At 48.0% G+C, this 18,117-nt stretch carries 14 protein-coding genes; all 14 read left to right on the top strand.

The window, feature by feature from the left end; all coding sequences use genetic code 11:
- Window positions 1-73 precede the first annotated feature (73 nt).
- The 14 genes from A3842_RS19055 (at window position 74) to A3842_RS18990 (ending at window position 18,052) form a co-directional block, all read left to right on the top strand.
- Entirely contained in the window at window positions 74-1,006 is a 933-nt protein-coding gene (locus A3842_RS19055; RefSeq protein WP_074102383.1) for an alpha/beta hydrolase, read from the top strand.
- Between the two features lie 128 nt (window positions 1,007-1,134).
- Complete coding sequence (locus A3842_RS19050; protein WP_074102382.1) at window positions 1,135-2,091, top strand: carbohydrate kinase family protein; 957 nt, start codon at window positions 1,135-1,137, stop codon at window positions 2,089-2,091.
- A gap of 10 nt (window positions 2,092-2,101) precedes the next feature.
- Window positions 2,102-3,571 (top strand): sucrose phosphorylase, encoded by a 1,470-nt coding sequence (gtfA, locus tag A3842_RS19045; protein ID WP_074102381.1) that lies wholly within the window; start codon window positions 2,102-2,104, stop codon window positions 3,569-3,571.
- A gap of 30 nt (window positions 3,572-3,601) precedes the next feature.
- On the top strand, window positions 3,602-4,408 hold the full coding sequence (locus A3842_RS19040; protein ID WP_074102380.1) for an alpha/beta hydrolase: 807 nt from the start codon (window positions 3,602-3,604) through the stop codon (window positions 4,406-4,408).
- Between the two features lie 110 nt (window positions 4,409-4,518).
- Entirely contained in the window at window positions 4,519-6,222 is a 1,704-nt protein-coding gene (locus A3842_RS19035) for a sensor histidine kinase (RefSeq protein WP_074102379.1), read from the top strand.
- A gap of 10 nt (window positions 6,223-6,232) precedes the next feature.
- Window positions 6,233-7,828, top strand: a complete 1,596-nt coding sequence (locus A3842_RS19030) for a response regulator transcription factor (protein WP_074102378.1) — start codon at window positions 6,233-6,235, stop codon at window positions 7,826-7,828.
- A 141-nt stretch (window positions 7,829-7,969) separates the two neighbouring features.
- Entirely contained in the window at window positions 7,970-9,505 is a 1,536-nt protein-coding gene (locus A3842_RS19025) for an ABC transporter substrate-binding protein (RefSeq protein ID WP_074102377.1), read from the top strand.
- A gap of 73 nt (window positions 9,506-9,578) precedes the next feature.
- Window positions 9,579-10,502, top strand: a complete 924-nt coding sequence (locus A3842_RS19020) for an ABC transporter permease (protein WP_074102409.1) — start codon at window positions 9,579-9,581, stop codon at window positions 10,500-10,502.
- Window positions 10,503-10,514: 12 nt separating this feature from the next.
- Window positions 10,515-11,408, top strand: a complete 894-nt coding sequence (locus A3842_RS19015; RefSeq protein WP_074085577.1) for a carbohydrate ABC transporter permease — start codon at window positions 10,515-10,517, stop codon at window positions 11,406-11,408.
- Window positions 11,409-11,435: 27 nt separating this feature from the next.
- Window positions 11,436-12,242: a Nif3-like dinuclear metal center hexameric protein gene (locus tag A3842_RS19010; protein WP_074102376.1), complete on the top strand. Its 807-nt coding sequence runs from the start codon at window positions 11,436-11,438 to the stop codon at window positions 12,240-12,242.
- A gap of 389 nt (window positions 12,243-12,631) precedes the next feature.
- Entirely contained in the window at window positions 12,632-13,954 is a 1,323-nt protein-coding gene (locus tag A3842_RS19005) for an ABC transporter substrate-binding protein (protein WP_074102375.1), read from the top strand.
- A gap of 73 nt (window positions 13,955-14,027) precedes the next feature.
- Window positions 14,028-16,100, top strand: a complete 2,073-nt coding sequence (locus A3842_RS19000; RefSeq protein ID WP_074102374.1) for an alpha-glucuronidase family glycosyl hydrolase — start codon at window positions 14,028-14,030, stop codon at window positions 16,098-16,100.
- Window positions 16,101-16,247: 147 nt separating this feature from the next.
- The gene (locus A3842_RS18995) at window positions 16,248-17,210 is read left to right on the top strand and encodes a carbohydrate ABC transporter permease (RefSeq protein ID WP_074102373.1); all 963 of its coding nucleotides are present in this window, start codon (window positions 16,248-16,250) and stop codon (window positions 17,208-17,210) included.
- Window positions 17,207-18,052: a carbohydrate ABC transporter permease gene (locus A3842_RS18990; protein ID WP_074085572.1), complete on the top strand. Its 846-nt coding sequence runs from the start codon at window positions 17,207-17,209 to the stop codon at window positions 18,050-18,052. The genes A3842_RS18995 and A3842_RS18990 overlap by 4 nt, the downstream gene beginning before the upstream one ends.
- The last annotated feature ends 65 nt before the right edge of the window (window positions 18,053-18,117 follow it).

The following is an 18,117-nucleotide window of genomic DNA, read 5'->3' as shown; positions in this document are numbered from 1 at the left end:
CTGCAAGTTTTGAAGCAATTCTGAAAAAGGAACGACTGGATTCAACTAAAAAATCATAATGGAGGAAACGTAGATGGATTTTATGAACCGAGTGGCTCCAGAGTTAAAACAAGGGGTTGCAGAATTGCCGCCACTTCATTTGCCGGGTGATCTGGATTCTGCCAGAGGATATATTCAATGCCCTGCGGAAAAGTCGGAACACGTTCGTATTACAGAACGATCTCTGTCCGTTGCCGGTTCATACCAAATGCTGGTTAGAATCTACGAACCGGCTCAGAGAAATGGTAAGGCGCTGCCTGCTCTTCTCTGGACCCATGGCGGAGGATATGTGCTCGGCCATCCCAGTGGGGATGATGCATTATGTGAAAGCTTTGTTATAGCAGCCAACTGTGTCGTCGTTTCGCCCGACTACCGTCTTGCACCTGAGCATCCGTTCCCGGCAGCCATTGAGGATAGTTACGCGGCGTTAGTGTGGCTGGCCGATATTAACAATGCTCTCAATGTCGATTTGGCCCGGATTGCAGTCGGCGGAGCGAGCGCAGGAGGAGGACTGGCCGCGGCCCTGGCATTAATGGCGAGGGATAAAGGAGGTCCTGTCCTCTGCTTCCAAATGCCGCTATATCCGATGATTGACGATCGCAATGATACGCTCTCCAGCCATGAGATTACACATTCTTCGGTTTGGAACCGGGCGAATAACCTGGCCGCATGGGAGATGTATCTTGGCGGACCTGCCGGCGGAGAGACTTCTCCTTACGCTGCACCCAGCCGGGCGGATAATCTGTCTGATCTGCCTCCCGCTTATACCTGCGTCGGACAGCTTGATCCGTTTCGCGACGAAACGATCGAATATGTCACCCGATTGGCTCAGGCCGGCGTCGATGTGGAATTTCATCTCTATCCCGGCGGTTATCATGGCTTTGAGCACGCCGTTCCAACCGCCGGGATTAGCCGGCGTGCCAGAGAGGACTATATCAACGCTATGGCAAGAGCACTGAATCCGTAAGCACTGGCTCTGTTCCCGTGTTCTGTCTTTGAATTGAAAAAAAAGAACGTTTTTTTTGAAGTATTGCATATGCAGAAGCAATAGAATGTATATGACGAAAGGATATTGGAGTTTTAGGGGGAGTACGTGTGTTTAATCTCGGTGAGGCAATACCCTTTGAAGATAAAGCAAATGATGTGTTAACGGTTGGAGAACTTCTGGTTGACATGATTTCTAATGACTATGGCGATGCTTTTGAATGCAACGGATATACGAGATTTTTTGGAGGGTCACCTTCCAATATTGCCATCAATGTGAATAAGCTTGGCATCCGGTCTCAAGTGGCTTCGGCGGTTGGCCGGGATGGTCTTGGAGCTTTTCTGGTAAAGGGATTGCAAAGGGCAGGAATAGATACCAGCGGAGTCCAGCGGGTGGATGAATCTACCAGCATGGTGGTGATCACGAAGAGTCAGGAAACGCCCATTCCGATCTTTTACCGCGGAGCGGATAGCGAATTGGTGTACAATGATGCTTTGGAACAAGCCTTGATCCATTCCAAAATTGTCCACTTTTCGTGCTGGCCGATCTCGAGAGTTCCATCGCGTTATACGGTTGAACGGGTTATCGGGATAGCAAAAAAACATAAGCTGCTGATTGGCTTCGATCCGAACTATCACCCCTTGATTTGGCAGAAGGGTGAAGATGGTGTCTCCTATGTCAAATCTATCATCCCCAAAGTTGATATTATCAAACCTTCGGAAGATGATGCAGAGCGTCTGTTTGGGCCAGGCACACCGGCTGAACAGGTCGGGAGGTTCTTGGAGCTTGGCGCCAAGCTGGTGGTGATGACCTTGGGCAAAGAAGGGGCGATGGTATCGAACGGCATAGAAACATTGAAGTTCGATACCAAAGCTACCGAAATCGAAGATACGACCGGAGCAGGTGATGCCTTTTGGTCCGGATTTTATGCGGCTGTCGTCAAGGGGTATACCCTCAGAGAGGCACTGGAGCTCGGCTTTGCTGTCAGCGCGTACAAGCTAAAATTCATGGGTGCGGTAGTGAATCTGCCAACTCTGGAAGAAATCAAACAACAATTTAACCTGTAGGAGGTTTCAGATGACACTGAAGAATCAAGTACAGTTGATTACGTATCCCGATTCGCTGGGCGGGGACCTGAAGAAGCTTCATCAGGTGCTGCGCAAACAATTCACCGGCCTCTTCGAAGGCGGAATCCACATCCTCCCGCCATTTCCTTCCTCCGGGGACCGCGGATTTGCTCCTCTGACCTATCTGGAAATCGATCCGGGCTTCGGGTCATGGGAGGATATCCGGGAGATAGGGGAAGAATTCGATGTGCTGGTGGACTTGATGGTGAATCACATATCCAGGCAATCTCCTTATTTTCAGGATTTCCTGAAGAAAGGCCGCGCTTCTGAGTATGCTGATTTATTTATAACTCTGGACAAGATTTGGGAGAATGGTAAGCCTGTCCGGGAGGATATTGAGAAGATGTTTTTGCGCAGACCCCTGCCTTATTCAAGCTTTTCTATAAGCGGGAGCGGTGAGGAAGAGAAGGTCTGGACAACCTTTGGCAAAACAGATCCTTCCGAGCAAATTGATCTCGATGTCCATTCCCCGTTGACCCGGGAGCTGCTGCGGTTATTTTTTGAGAACTTCAAGCAACAGAATGTCAAAATAGTGAGGCTTGATGCGGTCGGGTACGTGATCAAGAAGCTGGGAACCAGTTGTTTTTTTGTGGAGCCGGAGATTTATGAATTTCTCGGCTGGATCAAATCAATGGCGGATTCGCTGGATATAGAGCTGCTGCCCGAGGTCCATGCGCACTACAGCATCCAAGCCAAGTTATCGGAATACGGGTGCTGGATATATGATTTCATCCTGCCTTACCGGGTGCTTGAGGCACTCACCGGCAGGTCCAATACGGAACTCTATTCCTATCTGAAGACCCGCCCGCATAAGCAGTTCACCATGCTCGACTGTCACGACGGTATTCCTGTTAAGCCGGATCTTGATGAGCTGATCGACACGAAGGAAGCGCGGGAGCTGGTTGATCTCTGTGTGGAGAGGGGAGCGAATCTGAGTCTGATTCTGTCGGAGGAGCATAAGGCGCAAGACGGATTCGATGTCCATCAGATACGCTGCACGTATTATAGCGCGCTAAATGAAGATGACGATGCTTATCTCGCTGCAAGAGCGATTCAATTCTTCACACCAGGTATTCCGCAGGTCTATTATGTGGGTCTGCTGGCCGGCAGCAATGATCTGGAGCAGGTAACCCTGACGGGTGAAGGACGCGAAATCAACCGCCATAATTATACCCTGGAGGAAATTGAGGAAGGGCTTGAACGGGATGTTGTGAAGCGGCTAATGAAGCTGATTCGCTTCCGCAATACTTACAGTGCCTTCGGAGGAACGTTCCAGGTGCTTGAGGCGGCAACGGATGAGGTCCGGTTGTTATGGGAACAAGGTGAGAAGTATTGTAAGTTGTTCATCAACCTGCAGACCTATCAAACCGTCGTTGAATATGTGGATGAGCAAGGCATTGCTGTTACTTATCTGGTATAATGCGAATTCCGTTTTTAAGGAGTGGTTATTTTGGCTACGCTACAACTAAGCTTTCATTCGAAATGTCTGAAAAGAGAAGTCACGTTCAATGCATTAATGCCGGTTGATCTGCCTGAAGGATTAGGACTGCCGGTATGGTCGGGAGAACCTTTGAGGGCGCTATATCTGCTGCACGGCTTTTCCGGGAGCCATAACGATTGGATGAACTTCTCACGAATCCGGGAGCTGTCGGACAGATATCAGGTTGCGGTTTTTATGCCCGCAGGAGAAAATCACTTCTATCTGGACGATGAGAATAGGGGAGAATACTACGGGGAATATATCGGCAGGGAGCTGGTGGATTTCACACGCAAGCTGTTCCCGCTGTCTGCGGCGCGCGAGGATACATGGATAGGCGGTTTATCCATGGGCGGCTATGGGGCAATCCGCAACGGTCTGAAATATGCAGATCAATTCGGCCGTATTATAGCCTTGTCTTCGGCACTGGTGCCTTATAAAGTTGCCAATGTGTCCCCGGATTACAATGACGGTATCGCCAGTTATAGTTACTACACAAGCACCTTTGGTGATCTGAGCCAGCTGCTTGGCAGTGATAAAGACCCGGAAAGGCTTGTCCTGGACCTCAAGGCGAAAGGACTTGAGCTGCCCAAGCTGTATATGGCCTGCGGGACAGAGGATTTCCTGCTGGACGTGAACCGCCGGTTCCATGATTTTCTTGAAGGGGAACAGGCCGGACATGCTTATCATGAAAGTGAAGGCGATCATAACTGGAACTTCTGGGATAAGTACATTGAGGCGGCACTGCAGTGGGCTGGAGAAGACAGCAACTCTATATAAAAGCTTCAAGTCTTGATAACTGAAAGTCTAATACAAGTACGCCCCTGGGTCCGATTGAGAATATATCGGCTCAGGGGCTTGCTGAATTCCGGGGAGGAAGAAATGGTGATATGATTCGAACAAACAGTATCGTGTTCAAGTTTTCGTTGCAGATGACAGTTATTCTTGCGATCCTGTTGTCCATCCTTGTTCTGAGTAATATTTACTCCCTGGAAGTTGTACGAAGCAATGCACTAACAAGCTCGCGTAATACACTTGCCCTCTATCAGGCCAACATTCATAATAACTTCAACAATTTCTCCAAAGATTTAATTGAGGTATTTGATAATAACATTGATGCTGCTGTGAATGTAGCCAACCTGGATGAGAGCAGCCGCTACTTCAAAGTGCAGGAGCTCAAAAATAACCTGCTGGCAAAAATGGCGAACGATTATTCCAGTGATGGCATGTTTATCAGACTTTCCGGAGAGCTCGTGCTTGAACAATTCAGCAGCCGGATTCCATCTGCGGGTAAGCTGGCTCTGGTCGATTTCCTTAATACGCACAAGTTCAGCTCCAGTCCAGCGGATGAAAGTGATGAATGGAAGGTGTTCCAGATCCAGGGTGATTATTATTTGTTCAAATATATCACCTACTCACAAGTCAGCTTTGGAACGTTAGTCAAAGCGGACACCCTTTTATCGATGGTAGACAGGGGGAGCAATGATCATAACCGTTATGTATTGAGTAATACAGAGGGGAGCATTTTATCTGCAAATAATATCGTCTTGAAAAAGGCAGATACGACCTTGGGCAGCTTAACTCAAGAGTATCAGCGCAGCTTTCTGATTATTTCCGAACCGATTGAAGAGTTTGGCCAGATTACAAATATGGTTGCCAAGGGGGGCCTGTTCTCGGGATTGAAGCTTATTCAGTGGGGCATCGCCTTATTGGCGGTTCTTTCGGCTATCATTGTACCGCTCGTACTGAGGTTCTTAACAAGGGATGTGTTGAAGCCGATCCTAGAGTTGGTGAAGGCGGCCAAGGTGGTTGAGCAGGGGCAGCTGGAATACCAGGTTCCTCAGGGTGTACCGTACTCCCTGGAGTTTATGAAGCTGTTCCATGCGCTCGAATCCATGGTTAGTGAAATCAAGGATCTGAAGATTCAATCCTATGAAGAACAGATCGAAATCAGCCGCGCGGAAATCAAATATCTGCAGATGCAAATCAGGCCCCACTTTTTTCTGAATGCGATCTCGACAATAACCAGCTTGACGTATCACAATAAAAATGAAGAAATACGGCGGATGATTCACTGCCTCTCGGAACATCTTAGATATATGTTTAAGGGAGGTCTTGTGGAAGTCTCGATGGAGGAAGAGATTAAGCACGCCGAAAATTATATAAGGATGCAAGAAATCCGGTATCCGGACCAAGTGTTTTTCATGATAGAGATGGATGATAAAGCCCGCCAAGTGCCCATTCCGCAATTCATGATCCAGACTTTTGTTGAGAATACGTTCAAGCACGCGATGTTCTATAAAGAAATGCTATCGATCTTCATACGAGTGCGGTCAGAGACAAGAGACGGAAAACCATTTGTCAGTATTGTGATTGAGGATAACGGAGGAGGCTTCTCTTCGGAGTGGCTAAGCAAGGCGGAGATCGAGGAGGTAATGGAGGATGGGGGCAGGGTCGGCATTGCCAATATCCGCAAAACTCTGCAACTGCTCTACAAGCGTGACGACCTGCTCAAGCTCTCTAATGCAGAGACGTCTGGTGCAAGAGTAGAAATGTGGATACCCGTACCTGAATCCGGCCACCCAAAGTTGTAGGGGGGATAATATGCGTTGTATGTTGATTGATGATGATATACCTACAGTTGAAGCCCTGCTCGGTATTGTGAATTGGGATGAATTTGGAATTACCGAGGTGCAGACCGCTCATAATATACAGGATGCGAAACAATTATTCGAGAACGGCGAGCCTGATGTAATCATTTGCGATATCGAAATGCCGAGAGGCTCCGGTATTGATATGATCAAATGGGCTAGAGACCGCCAATATGAAGGAGGTTTTATATTTTTAACCTGTCATGAGAGCTTCAGCTTTGCTTCCAAGGCGATCTCGTACGACGCCGACTCTTATCTGGTCAAGCCGCTGGATAAGCAGGAGCTGGAAGCGGCGCTGCGGAAGTCCATGGATACATTGAAGAAAAAGATGATGATGGGCGAATACAGTAAGATGGGGCTTGCATGGCTGAAGAACAAAGATGTGGTCGAAAGAGGATTCTGGAGTGATGTGCTGACAGCCACTCTGTCTCCCCGAATTCATCTTATTCAGAGTGAAGTACAGAAACGTGAGTTATCATTGTCTGTCCATACGGAATATATTCTATTTCTCGTAAGTGTTCCGCGTTCCCAGATCGAGAGTGAGTGGGATGAGAGTATTTTCCAATATGCACTCTCTAACCTGATTTCTGAAATTCTCATCACTGAGGTCAGCTTAGGACGGATTATTGCCTACCAAGTCGATAAAGTGTTCTACAATGCAATCCTTATTGAGAGCCCACTCGATAAGAAGTGGCTGCAGGACAGCGCAGAGAATATTATTCTGATGTGCAGGCAATATTTGAAGTGTACGGCTACCTGTTATTTCAGTGAGAAAACAGCGGTCTCAGGACTTTCACAGGTCAAAACGGAGCTGGAGCAGCTGGATGAGTCCAATATCATTTTCAGAGGGAAAGTACATTTGCCGAATGAACCTTTTCATTATGATATTACGGACCGCTTTACCCTTGATATGGAGCTCTTCACCCTGTTGTTTGTCCAGAAGGAGAAGGTACAGATTGTTAACCGGCTGAAGAAAGAGCTGGAATTGCTGACAAGCTTGAATAAGCTGGATTCAACAACTCTCCATTCGATCCGGGAGGACTTCCTGCAAGTGGTCTATTCCCTTCTCTCGCGGCAGCATATTCAGGCGCATCGGTTATTTGCCGACGATGTGACTCAAAGCTTGGCCCAGAAAGCCGACAGCAGTGTGTTTGACTTCATGAAGTGGGCTCAGGCGCTTACGGACAAAACGGTGGATTCTATCAAAGAAGTACTGCAGTCCGAAGGGGTTGTCGAGAGAGCGAAGCGATTTATCCAAGAAAACTACAGACAGGACCTCAGTCGTGAGGATGTCGCTGCAAGCGTATATCTGACAGCGGATTATCTGGCGAAGGTGTTCAAGAACGAGACCGGGCAGACAGTCAAGGAGTACTTGAACGACTTCCGCATAAGAGCCGCGAAGCAAATGCTCATTGAGAGCACGGCGAGCATAGGCGAGATTGCTATGGACGCCGGATTTGATACGATTTCTTATTTCTCGACGGTATTCAAAAAGCTGACAGGGGAAACACCGATAGCCTATCGTTCAAAGCACAAAACTGCTAGATAGCAGGAAGCTCCGCTTTTCCACAGAGAAGCGGAGCTTCTTGCTGCAGTACGGTTTTTCGAAAAAACAGCCCGTCTTTTTGAAAGCCTGCAATCCTCCAAAGAAGTACAATGAAAGTGAAATTACAGAACAGGAGGCATCATCATGAAAAATAAAAAGGGGTTAGGCTCACTGTTGTTGTCCATGGTAGTATGCGGTTCACTGCTCTCGGCCTGCGGCAGTAATTCGAATACATCGGCCAAGAATTCCGGGAATGCCAATGCAAAAGTTGCTGAAATCGTATTTGCCCTGCCGTCCTTCAACCGGATTCCCGATGATTTGAGCAAGGTGACGAACGCAATCAATGCAATCACAACCCAAAAAATCGGAGTCAAAGTGGATTTCCGTCTATATGGTCCGGCGGATTATGCCCAGAAAGTCAACCTGGCGCTCCAGAGCGGAGAGAAAATGGATATCTTCACTACTCTCGGACAATTCTCCAACTATGTGTCCAAAAGTCAGGTGGCTCCGCTTGAAAAACTTCTTCCCCAGTATGGTAAAGAAATGACTGCAATTCTGGATAAGGATTTCGGACCGGATATTCTCAAAACCACAACGATGGATGGGCATATCTATGGGATTCCGGTAAATAAAGGGATGGCTTTGCCTACGAATATCATCTACAACGCCGATATGATGGCAGATGCAGGTGTTTCGGCTGACACTATTCAATCGGTGGAGGATCTGCCTGCCGTCTTCGCTGCCGTTAAGAAGAAGTCACCGGATGTGGTTCCGTTTGGCCCGATTAATGTGAATCCAACTGATACGGGACTTGTTAATCTGATGAAAGGTGCGAGCAAGGTAGATTACCTGACAGATACAACCGGAGTCGGTGTCGTAATCGGTGACAACGGAAAGGTCGTTAATTTCTATGAATCCGATGTTTTCAAAAACGGGGTTAAGATGATGAGAGACTGGTACAATGCGGGTTATTTACAGAAGGATACCGCAACAACTACCGTTAACGCCATGGAGATGGTATCTTCCGGACGCGGTTTCTCCTTCCTTGGCGGCTACAGCGGTATGGAGGTGGGCAAAACCCTGAGTGCGCAAGCCGGCAAAAAAATGGAGACCAAACGAATTGCCCCGTTCTATTTCGATACAAGTGCCGTTAATGCTGTAACTTGGATGGTATCCAGCACCTCTAAAGAAACGGAAGCCTCTGTTAAATTCCTGAACCTGCTGTATACCGACACAGATCTGATTAATACCATTCTCTATGGGGTTGAAGGGGAGGATTACCTGAAGGTTGATGAGCATCATGTGAAATTCCCGGAAGGCAAGGACGCTAATACGGTACCCTACACAGCGATGCTGAGTTCAGGAATCGTAGGTTCTGAGTCCCTTCAGTACCAGTTCGAGGGAATCAACTGGTCGGATATTGAACTGAAGCTTAAGGAAAACAAGGATACGGAACGATCACCTTATTTCGGATTTATCTTTGATCAAAGCCCAGTGAAAACGCAGATGAGTGCTGTGAACAACGTAGTAAGCCAATTTCTGCCTGCTCTTGTTAGCGGCTCGGTAGACCCGGAGACGATCATTCCAAAATTCAATAGTGCGCTGAAAGATGCGGGCGCTGAGGCGATCATTGACAGCAAGCAGGAACAGCTGGATAAATGGCTTGCAGCGCAAAAATAATTATTCCTATAAGCTTGTTGAAGGTAGAGCCGCCAATAGAAGCTCTGCCTTCAGCAATGGAGGTGAATCCAACATGACAGCCAAAGCTAAATCAAAGCCTCTCAAAAAAACACTTCCTTTATTGATTTTAGCTGCTCCAGGTTTGCTTTACTTTATCATTAACAGCTATTTTCCCATGTTCGGGGTGTTTATCGCATTCAAGGATGTCAATTACGCAAAAGGTATATTCGGCAGTGACTGGATCGGTTTGAAGAACTTTACCTTTCTGTTCCAGACCAGCGATGCCTGGATTATGACCAGAAATACCCTTCTCTACAACCTGGTCTTTATCGCGCTCGGGACGATTGTTTCGATTATCATTGCCATTCTCATGTCAGAGCTGCTGAATAAAATGTACTCGAAGTTTTTTATGACAGGCTTGATCCTTCCAAATCTGATTTCGATGATTGTCCTTTCTTTGCTCGTCTTCGCTTTTCTGAATGCAGATAGCGGTTTTGTGAATCATTCTATTCTTCGTCCGCTCGGTCTTCCAGAGATCAACTGGTATTCGGAGCCGAAGTATTGGCCGTATCTGCTGGTTTTGATTCAGATCTGGAAAACGGCAGGCTACGGCTCCATTGTTTATTTCGCATCCATTGCCGGAATCGATAAGAGCATTTATGAGTCTGCCAAAATTGATGGCGCTGGCAAGCTGAAGCAGATCCGTATGATTACATTGCCGCTGCTGAAGCCGACAGTCATTGTACTGGTGCTGATGTCCATGGGACGGATTTTCAACTCTGATTTCGGACTGTTCTATCAGGTTCCTATGAACTCTGGAGCGCTGTTCAGCACCACACAAACGATTGATACGTATGTCTACCGCGCCTTGATGCAGCTGAATGATATCGGAATGTCGGCCGCAGCCGGCTTGTATCAATCACTGGTTGGCTTTGTGCTTGTTCTTACGGTCAATACCATCGTCAAGAAGGTTAATCCAGAAAACGCATTGTTCTAGGAGGAAATACGGATGATACAAACAAGAGGAGAGCGAACGTTTACTGTTTTTTCTGCGATCGTGATGATCTTGCTGACGGTTTTTGCTTTTTTACCATTCCTTCTGATTGTGATTGCATCGTTCACCGATGAAACGACTTTGATTCGAAACGGATACAGCTTTTTCCCTGAGCATATGAGTTTTGAAGCGTACCTGTATATCAAATCCTCAGCATATATTTTCATTAGGGCGTATGGGGTATCATTTTTCGTTACGATAATGGGAACTGTGATTGGACTTCTGATAACAAGCATGTTAGCTTATCCCATGTCCCGAAGAGATTTCAAATACCACAATGTGCTGGCGTTTATCGTGTTCTTCACCATGCTGTTCAGCGGAGGAATCGTTCCATCATATATTATGTGGACGCAATATTTCCATATTAAAAACACCCTGCTCGCGCTGATCCTTCCCAACCTGCTGTCCAACGGCTTCAATGTACTGCTGGTGCGGAATTATTTCAAAAACAATGTACCGCTGGAAATCATTGAAGCTGCCCAGATCGATGGCGCGTCAGAGCTGCGGACCTTTTTTCGGATCATGCTTCCCTTGTCTATGCCGGTTATGGCAACTGTCGGTATGTTTATGGGACTCGCTTATTGGAACGACTGGATCAACGCGCTGTATTTTGTATCCAAACCGCAGTTATATGGGATTCAGAATCTGCTGATGCAGCTGATGAACAATATTCAATTCCTCAACTCCGGTCAGGCCAGCAGTGTGCTCGGGGCGCAGGCAGCACAGCTGCCAAGCACAGCTGTGCGGATGGCAATGGCGGTTCTGGGCATTGTGCCGGTACTGTTCGTACTGCCCTTTATGCAGAAATACTTGACCCGTGGTGTTGTGATTGGTGCAGTCAAAGGCTGAGGAGAGAAATGAAAGGAGAACGAGCTTATGAAAGTGCAGGAAGTTATTGACCGGATTTTGCTTGATTGCTGCGGCGGCCGCAAGCTGGAGCAGACGTGTGATGTGCTCGCGAGCGGCCATGAGGACATGGAAGTTACAGGAATCGTTACTACGTTTATGGCGACCGTTGATGTCATCCGCGAAGCTATTGCCATCAACGCAAATTTGATTATCACCCATGAGCCCACCTATTATACCGGAATGGACACCTTGGACTGGCTTCAGAAGGACCCTGTGTATCTGGCCAAACGGAAATGGATTGAAGATAACGGGATTGTGATCTGGAGATTTCATGACCACATGCATTTAGCGGATACGGACAGGATTTATGATGGTCTTCTCAAGGAGCTGGAATGGGAGGACAAGAAACTTGACGGGAACGATTCCTGGGGGTATCAGATCGAAGAGACCACGGTTGGAGCGCTGGCAGGCTTCCTGAAACAGAGACTGGGAATGAAGGTCATTCAGATCGTAGGGAATCCGGAGGCTGCTTGCGCCCGCATAGGGATATTGGTTGGAGGCGGAAGCCTCGGGCTGGGCAGGGAACAAATGCCAATGGAGCTTATGCAGGAAAAGGATCTGGATGTGATGATTTGCGGTGATATCACGGAGTGGACGTTGTGCGCTTATGTTAATGATGCTTCTATGCTCGGTATGAACAAAGCAATGATTGTGATTGGCCATGAGAGGTCCGAGGAATGGGGCATGAAGTATATGGCGGAATGGCTGAAACCACTGGTCGGCAGCCTCCCGGTTACCTTTGCAGATGCGAAGGAGCCATTTATATATTTATAATTTTGTAACAGGGCTGTCCCAAAAGTGGGTTTTCTATTACGGGAGACCGTTCTCATCATTCTTAAAACTACAATAAGTGAGCAAGGCAGCGATTCTCCCGTTATTGGAGGATCGCTGCTTTGCGTTAAATTTCCCGCTGGAACAACGGTCCGTTCGCGGAGCGTCCTCACCAAGCACAACCGTCTATCCACTACCCAAAGAGGAAGTGTCCCAGCCATTTCTGATGGCTTATGGGACAACCCTGTTTCTGTCTCCTTCGAAATTCTTGCAAATCTTATTTCCGTGAGATTTTAAAATAAATCGTGCATCGCTCTTATATGAACTTCAATTCATAATTGTTACTATAACGGTGTAGCAAGACAATACAGACTTCAATTGGAGGGTTAAAGATGTTGAAATGGAAGCGTTCTCTTACAGTCTTGGCCATGACAGCCTTGCTGGGGACGATGACAGCATGCGGCGGGACAAAAAACAATGCGGAATCTACCGCTGAGCCTGCCGGTACTAATACTGCTGCAACGGCTGCGCCAAGCAATGAACCTGTCAAGCTGCGTATTATGTGGTGGGGATCCCAGCCGCGCCATGAGGCTACTCTGGCAGCACTGGACTTGTATACAAAGAATAACCCGAATGTTACGTTTGAACCGGAGTATTCCGGTATGGATGGATACTTGGACAAATTATCTACTCAAGCTGCAGCGAATAATGCACCGGATATCATTCAGCTCGATCCGGGCTGGATGCCGGACTGGATGTCACGCAAGCAATTAGCTGAGCTGGCTCCAGAGGTTGATGTAAGTAAGTTCGATGCAAAATTACTGGCCGGTGGCCAGCTTGACGGCAAGCAATATGCTGTTCCTCTGGGTTCGGTAGCGTTCGGTATGGTGTATGACAAAGCCGCTATGGATAAGCTGGGGATTGCGAATCCGGCTAATGGATGGACATGGGATGATTTCTTCGCTTTAGCCAAGGAATCCAAATCCAAACTGCCAAGAGGACAATATTTTACCTTGGACTATGCAGGCAACTATTTTATGTATTCGGCCTACCAATATGCCAAAGGTAAAGGTCAGGTTATCACGGATGAGGGTCACTTTAACGTAGATCAGGCTACCTTCTTGGACTGGACCAAGAAGTTTGAAGAGCTGCGCAAGGATGGACTGGTTCCTCCGGCGGACGTAAACGCATCCGACAAGGAAAATGATCCGCAAATGGACTTGATGGCAGCAGGCAAAGTATTATTCCGGTACAGCTTCTCCAATAACCTGGGGACTTGGGACAGTATTAAACCAGGCGCTTACGCGCTTGTAACCATGCCGCGTGCTGAACAAGCAGGCGGATGGCTGAAACCATCGATGTATCTGTCCGTTTCCAAAAACTCCAAGCATGCTGAAGAAGCTAAAAAATTCATCAATTGGTTCGTGAATGCCCAGGAGGCGGGGAACATTCTGCAAACATTCCGCGGCTTGCCGGCTAACAAGGAAATCTCTGCCGCCCTGGAAGCAAGTATGAGTGATCTGGATAAGGTTGGGTTAGAACTCCTCCGTGCTACTGAAAAGGATGGCCAGACCTGGTCGGCTGGAGCAGGCGGCTGGACGAACTTTATTGACAAAGACTGGGTGCTTGTCCGGGATCAGCTCAGCTTTGGAAAAGTCACGCCGGAGAAAGCCTTTGAGCAGTTGAAAGAAGCATCGCAATCTTACGAAAAATAATTCAGCAAGCAAGGCCCGGAACAACCTTGTTCCGGGCCTTGCATGATATCGGTAGGGATAGGGAGGATTATAGATGAGTAATTCTAAGTTGAATCACCCGGGAGACGGATATCTGGCCTGGCTACAGTACCGCCGGGTCACACCGGAGGCAAATGTCAATCCATATGCGGGATATGAACATATTGTTGTGGCTGAGGGAGATGATGTCGTTATTCGTTCCGCAGTGAACGAGTTGACTCAAGGCCTGGAGGGAATCACAGGAGGAATAGTGACTGTCTCGGAGGAAACTCAGAAAACTCCTAGTGTCATTATAGGAACCTTCGGGACTGGGTCAGGGATAGATGATGTATTCAGTGAAGAAGTAAGCAGTACGATTCAACCGGAGGGCTTCGCGATTCATACGGACAATCTTACTGGTAACATTACCATCGGAGCCGCTACATCCGCGGGGGTATTATATGGAGTATTCCATCTGCTGCGGATCATGGGTACAGGGGGCTCTGTACACAATTTGAATATTCTTGAGAACCCTGTAAATCAGCTGCGTATGATCAACCAGTGGGACAATATGGACGGGAGTGTGGAGCGGGGATATGCCGGGGAATCGATATTTTATGAGAATAACCGGATTACGGATAATCTTCAGCGTATCCAGGATTATGCCCGCCTGCTGGCCTCCAGCGGAATCAATGCCATCGCGATTAATAATGTAAATGTTCACCGGGTGGAGAGCCGCCTGTTAACGGAATTCCTGCCGGATGTGGTGAAGCTGGCCGCGGTCTTTCGCGCCTATGCCATCAAGCTGTTCCTGAGTATTAATTATGCCAGCCCGATTGAGCTTGGCGGCCTGTCATCGGCAGATCCGCTGGATGCCGGCGTGCGTGAATGGTGGACCGCTGCGGCCTCGGAAGTATATGCAGCCATTCCTGATTTCGGAGGATTTCTGGTCAAAGCCGATTCGGAGAACCGTCCGGGACCGTTCACCTACGGAAGAGATCACGCCGACGGCGCCAATATGCTGGCAGAAGCGCTGAAGCCGCATGGCGGCATCGTCATCTGGCGCTGCTTCGTGTATAACTGCAAGCAGGACTGGCGCGACCGTACAACAGATCGTGCGCGGGCTGCTTATGATCATTTCCAGCCGCTGGATGGCCGCTTCATGGACAATGTCATTCTCCAGGTGAAGAATGGGCCCATTGACTTTCAGGTCAGAGAGCCTGTCTCTCCGTTGCTGGGGGCCATGCCGCATACGAATCAAGTGATCGAATTTCAGATTGCCCAGGAATATACCGGTCAGCAGCGCCATGTGTGCTATCTGGTGCCGCAGTGGAAAGAGATTCTGAACTTTGATACGCATCTTCGTGGAGAAGGAACTACGGTCAAGCGCATTGTAGATGGAAGTGTTCACGGCAATGGCTACAGTGGCTTTGCCGCCGTATCCAATATTGGAAATGACACCAACTGGACAGGCCATCTGCTGGCACAGGCAAATCTGTTCGGTTATGGCCGTCTGGCCTGGAATCCGGAGATGTCTGCCGAGAAAATGGCTGTGGAATGGATTACACTCACCTTTGGCACCAATGAGCTGCTGGTTCAGACCTTACTAGATATCCTTATGAACTCCTGGGAGATTTATGAATCGTATACAGCCCCGCTGGGCGTCGGGTTTATGGTCAATCCTGACCATCACTACGGCCCTAATGTGGATGGATATGAATATTCAATGTGGGGTACTTATCACTTTGCAGACTGTTATGGTATTGGTGTTGACCGCACCTCAGCAACCGGGACCGGGTATACCTCCCAATATGCCCGTATGAACATGGAATGCTACGAGTCGCTTGAGAGTTGTCCGGATGAGCTACTGTTGTTCTTTCACCATGTCCCTTATACTCATGTGCTTCATTCCGGCAAAACGGTGATTCAGCATATATATGATACACATTTTGAAGGTGCGGAACGGGCAGACGGGCTGGCGGCTGCATGGAAGCTTATGAAGGAACATGTGGATGAACAGGCGTATAGGCAGGTAGCAGACCGCCTGGCGGAGCAGGCGGATCATGCTAAAGAGTGGCGGGATAGAATCAATACCTACTTTCTCCGGAAAAGCGGAATTACCGATCAGTGGGGAAGAACCATCTATTAATGATCATTGTAGTGTAGAAGCGGTGGATACCGCTTCTTCTTTTTTGTCGTTATATTTTGAAAGAATTCGAGCATTCCCCTCCTTTAGCAGGCGATGAGCGGATTATATACTTAAAGTATAAAAATTGACCACAAGAGGTGACCACAGATGAACCATTCCACAGCCACTGTAGCCCAACCTGCTGTCAAGACGAAAAAAAGCTCGTATTTTCGAAGCAGATGGAACGCTCCGCTTGCAGGCTATATGTTTATTTCGCCCTGGCTGATCGGGTTTCTGGCGCTTACGGCGTATCCGTTATTCTTATCCCTGTACTATTCGTTCACCGACTACACTTTAATGCAGCCGATGAAGTGGATCGGGACCCGCAATTATGAGCGCATCTTTACAGCGGACCCCAAATTCATTCAATCCGCTAAGGTAACCTTCACTTATGTGCTGGCTTCCGTGCCTCTGAAGCTTATAGCGGCGCTCTTTGTTGCGATGATCCTGAGTAAGGCGGTCAAAGGAATAAGCTTCTACCGCACGGCGATTTATTTTCCTTCACTTATCGGAGGGAGTATAGGGGTATCGCTGCTCTGGCGCAACATTTTTGGTGTTGACGGAGTTTTTAACAAACTGATTGGCGTCTTTGGCTTTGAAGGGAAGGGCTGGATTACAAGCCCTGATACAGCGCTTGGTACGCTGATTCTGCTGACGGTCTGGCAATTCGGGTCCACCATGGTTATATTTCTGGCAGGCCTGAAGCAGATTCCAAACGATCTGTACGAGGCGTCTTCTGTGGATGGGGCTAACAAGGTAACCCAATTCTTCAAAATCACACTGCCAATGCTGTCGCCCATTCTCTATTTCAACCTGATTATGGCCGTCATCGGCGCCTTCCAAATGTTCACTTCCGCATTTGTAATTACGAACGGCGGTCCAATGAACTCCACTTATGTATATGCAATGTACTTGTACGAACGGGCGTTCAGCCGTTACGAGCTGGGTTATGCTTCGGCTCTGGCATGGATTATGCTGGTTGGAATTATTGCAGCAACGGTTCTGATCTCGTATACCTCGAAGTATTGGGTATTCTATGAAACAGACACTGGAGGGAAAAAACGTAAATGACAACACTACAATTCAAGCCGGCTCTCCGTCATCTGTTCATGATTCTCTTCAGCCTTATTATGGTCTATCCGGTTCTTTGGTGGGTAGGTGCTTCTCTGAAAAACAGCACAGAGCTTGGCTCGGCGTCCATTTTCCCGGCTGCCCCGCAATGGAGCAATTTCACCAAAGGCTGGAATTCGGTTCCCGGACATACGTTTACGGATTTCTATCTCAATACTTTTGGACTTGAATTTGCTGTAATCATAGCAACGCTGCTATCCTGCACATTGGTTGCCTTCGGTTTTGCCAGATTGGATTTTCCGCTTAAGAACTTCTGGTTCTCCATCTTGATGCTGACTTTAATGATGCCTGGACAAGTACTGATAATCCCTCAATACGCACTGTTTTACCAATTGGGCTGGGTGAATACGTATCTCCCGTTTATCATTCCCCATCTGCTCGCTGGAGGGGCAGGCGGCAGCTTCTTCGTCTTCCTGCTGATTCAATTTATACGCGGTGTTCCAAGAGAATTAGACGAATCGGCTAAAATTGACGGGTGCTCCTGGTTCGGTATCTTTTGGCGAATCGTAATGCCGCTGGCCTTTCCGGCTATCGTTACCGTGACGATTTTCTGCTTCCTGTGGAATTGGGACGATTTCCTGGGGCATCTCTTGTACATCAATACCGTAGACAAGTATACGGTCGGGCTGGCGCTTCGGATGATTAATGACTCTCAATCCGCTCAGGAGTGGGGGCAACTGCTTGCCATGTCACTGGTATCTATTGTTCCGGCAACCATCGTCTTCATGTTCCTTCAGAAGTATTTCGTTGAAGGGATTGCGACAACAGGAATTAAAGGATAAGATGTAAAAAAACATCCGTCCGTTAACGGTAAAGCGCCGAATGCCCTTCGCAGCTTTACCGTTTG

The organism is Paenibacillus sp. P3E, assembly GCF_001909045.1.
In the GTDB taxonomy this organism is placed as follows: Bacteria; Bacillota; Bacilli; order Paenibacillales; family Paenibacillaceae; genus Paenibacillus_AQ; species Paenibacillus_AQ helianthi.
The sequence above is the reverse complement of the archived record's forward strand: the minus strand, read 5'-3'. Positions and strand labels throughout refer to the sequence as shown.

Excerpts from the sequence above, each read along its gene's own strand:
- A3842_RS18990 (WP_074085572.1), top strand. The coding sequence starts at position 17,207 with ATGACAACACTACAATTCAAGCCGGCTCTCCGTCATCTGTTCATGATT.
- A3842_RS19000 (WP_074102374.1), top strand. The coding sequence starts at position 14,028 with ATGAGTAATTCTAAGTTGAATCACCCGGGAGACGGATATCTGGCCTGG.
- A3842_RS19020 (WP_074102409.1), top strand. The coding sequence starts at position 9,579 with ATGACAGCCAAAGCTAAATCAAAGCCTCTCAAAAAAACACTTCCTTTA.
- A3842_RS19010 (WP_074102376.1), top strand. The coding sequence starts at position 11,436 with ATGAAAGTGCAGGAAGTTATTGACCGGATTTTGCTTGATTGCTGCGGC.
- A3842_RS18995 (WP_074102373.1), top strand. The coding sequence starts at position 16,248 with ATGAACCATTCCACAGCCACTGTAGCCCAACCTGCTGTCAAGACGAAA.
- gtfA (WP_074102381.1), top strand. The coding sequence starts at position 2,102 with ATGACACTGAAGAATCAAGTACAGTTGATTACGTATCCCGATTCGCTG.
- A3842_RS19055 (WP_074102383.1), top strand. The coding sequence starts at position 74 with ATGGATTTTATGAACCGAGTGGCTCCAGAGTTAAAACAAGGGGTTGCA.
- A3842_RS19015 (WP_074085577.1), top strand. The coding sequence starts at position 10,515 with ATGATACAAACAAGAGGAGAGCGAACGTTTACTGTTTTTTCTGCGATC.
- A3842_RS19035 (WP_074102379.1), top strand. The coding sequence starts at position 4,519 with ATGATTCGAACAAACAGTATCGTGTTCAAGTTTTCGTTGCAGATGACA.
- A3842_RS19005 (WP_074102375.1), top strand. The coding sequence starts at position 12,632 with ATGTTGAAATGGAAGCGTTCTCTTACAGTCTTGGCCATGACAGCCTTG.
- A3842_RS19025 (WP_074102377.1), top strand. The coding sequence starts at position 7,970 with ATGAAAAATAAAAAGGGGTTAGGCTCACTGTTGTTGTCCATGGTAGTA.
- A3842_RS19030 (WP_074102378.1), top strand. The coding sequence starts at position 6,233 with ATGCGTTGTATGTTGATTGATGATGATATACCTACAGTTGAAGCCCTG.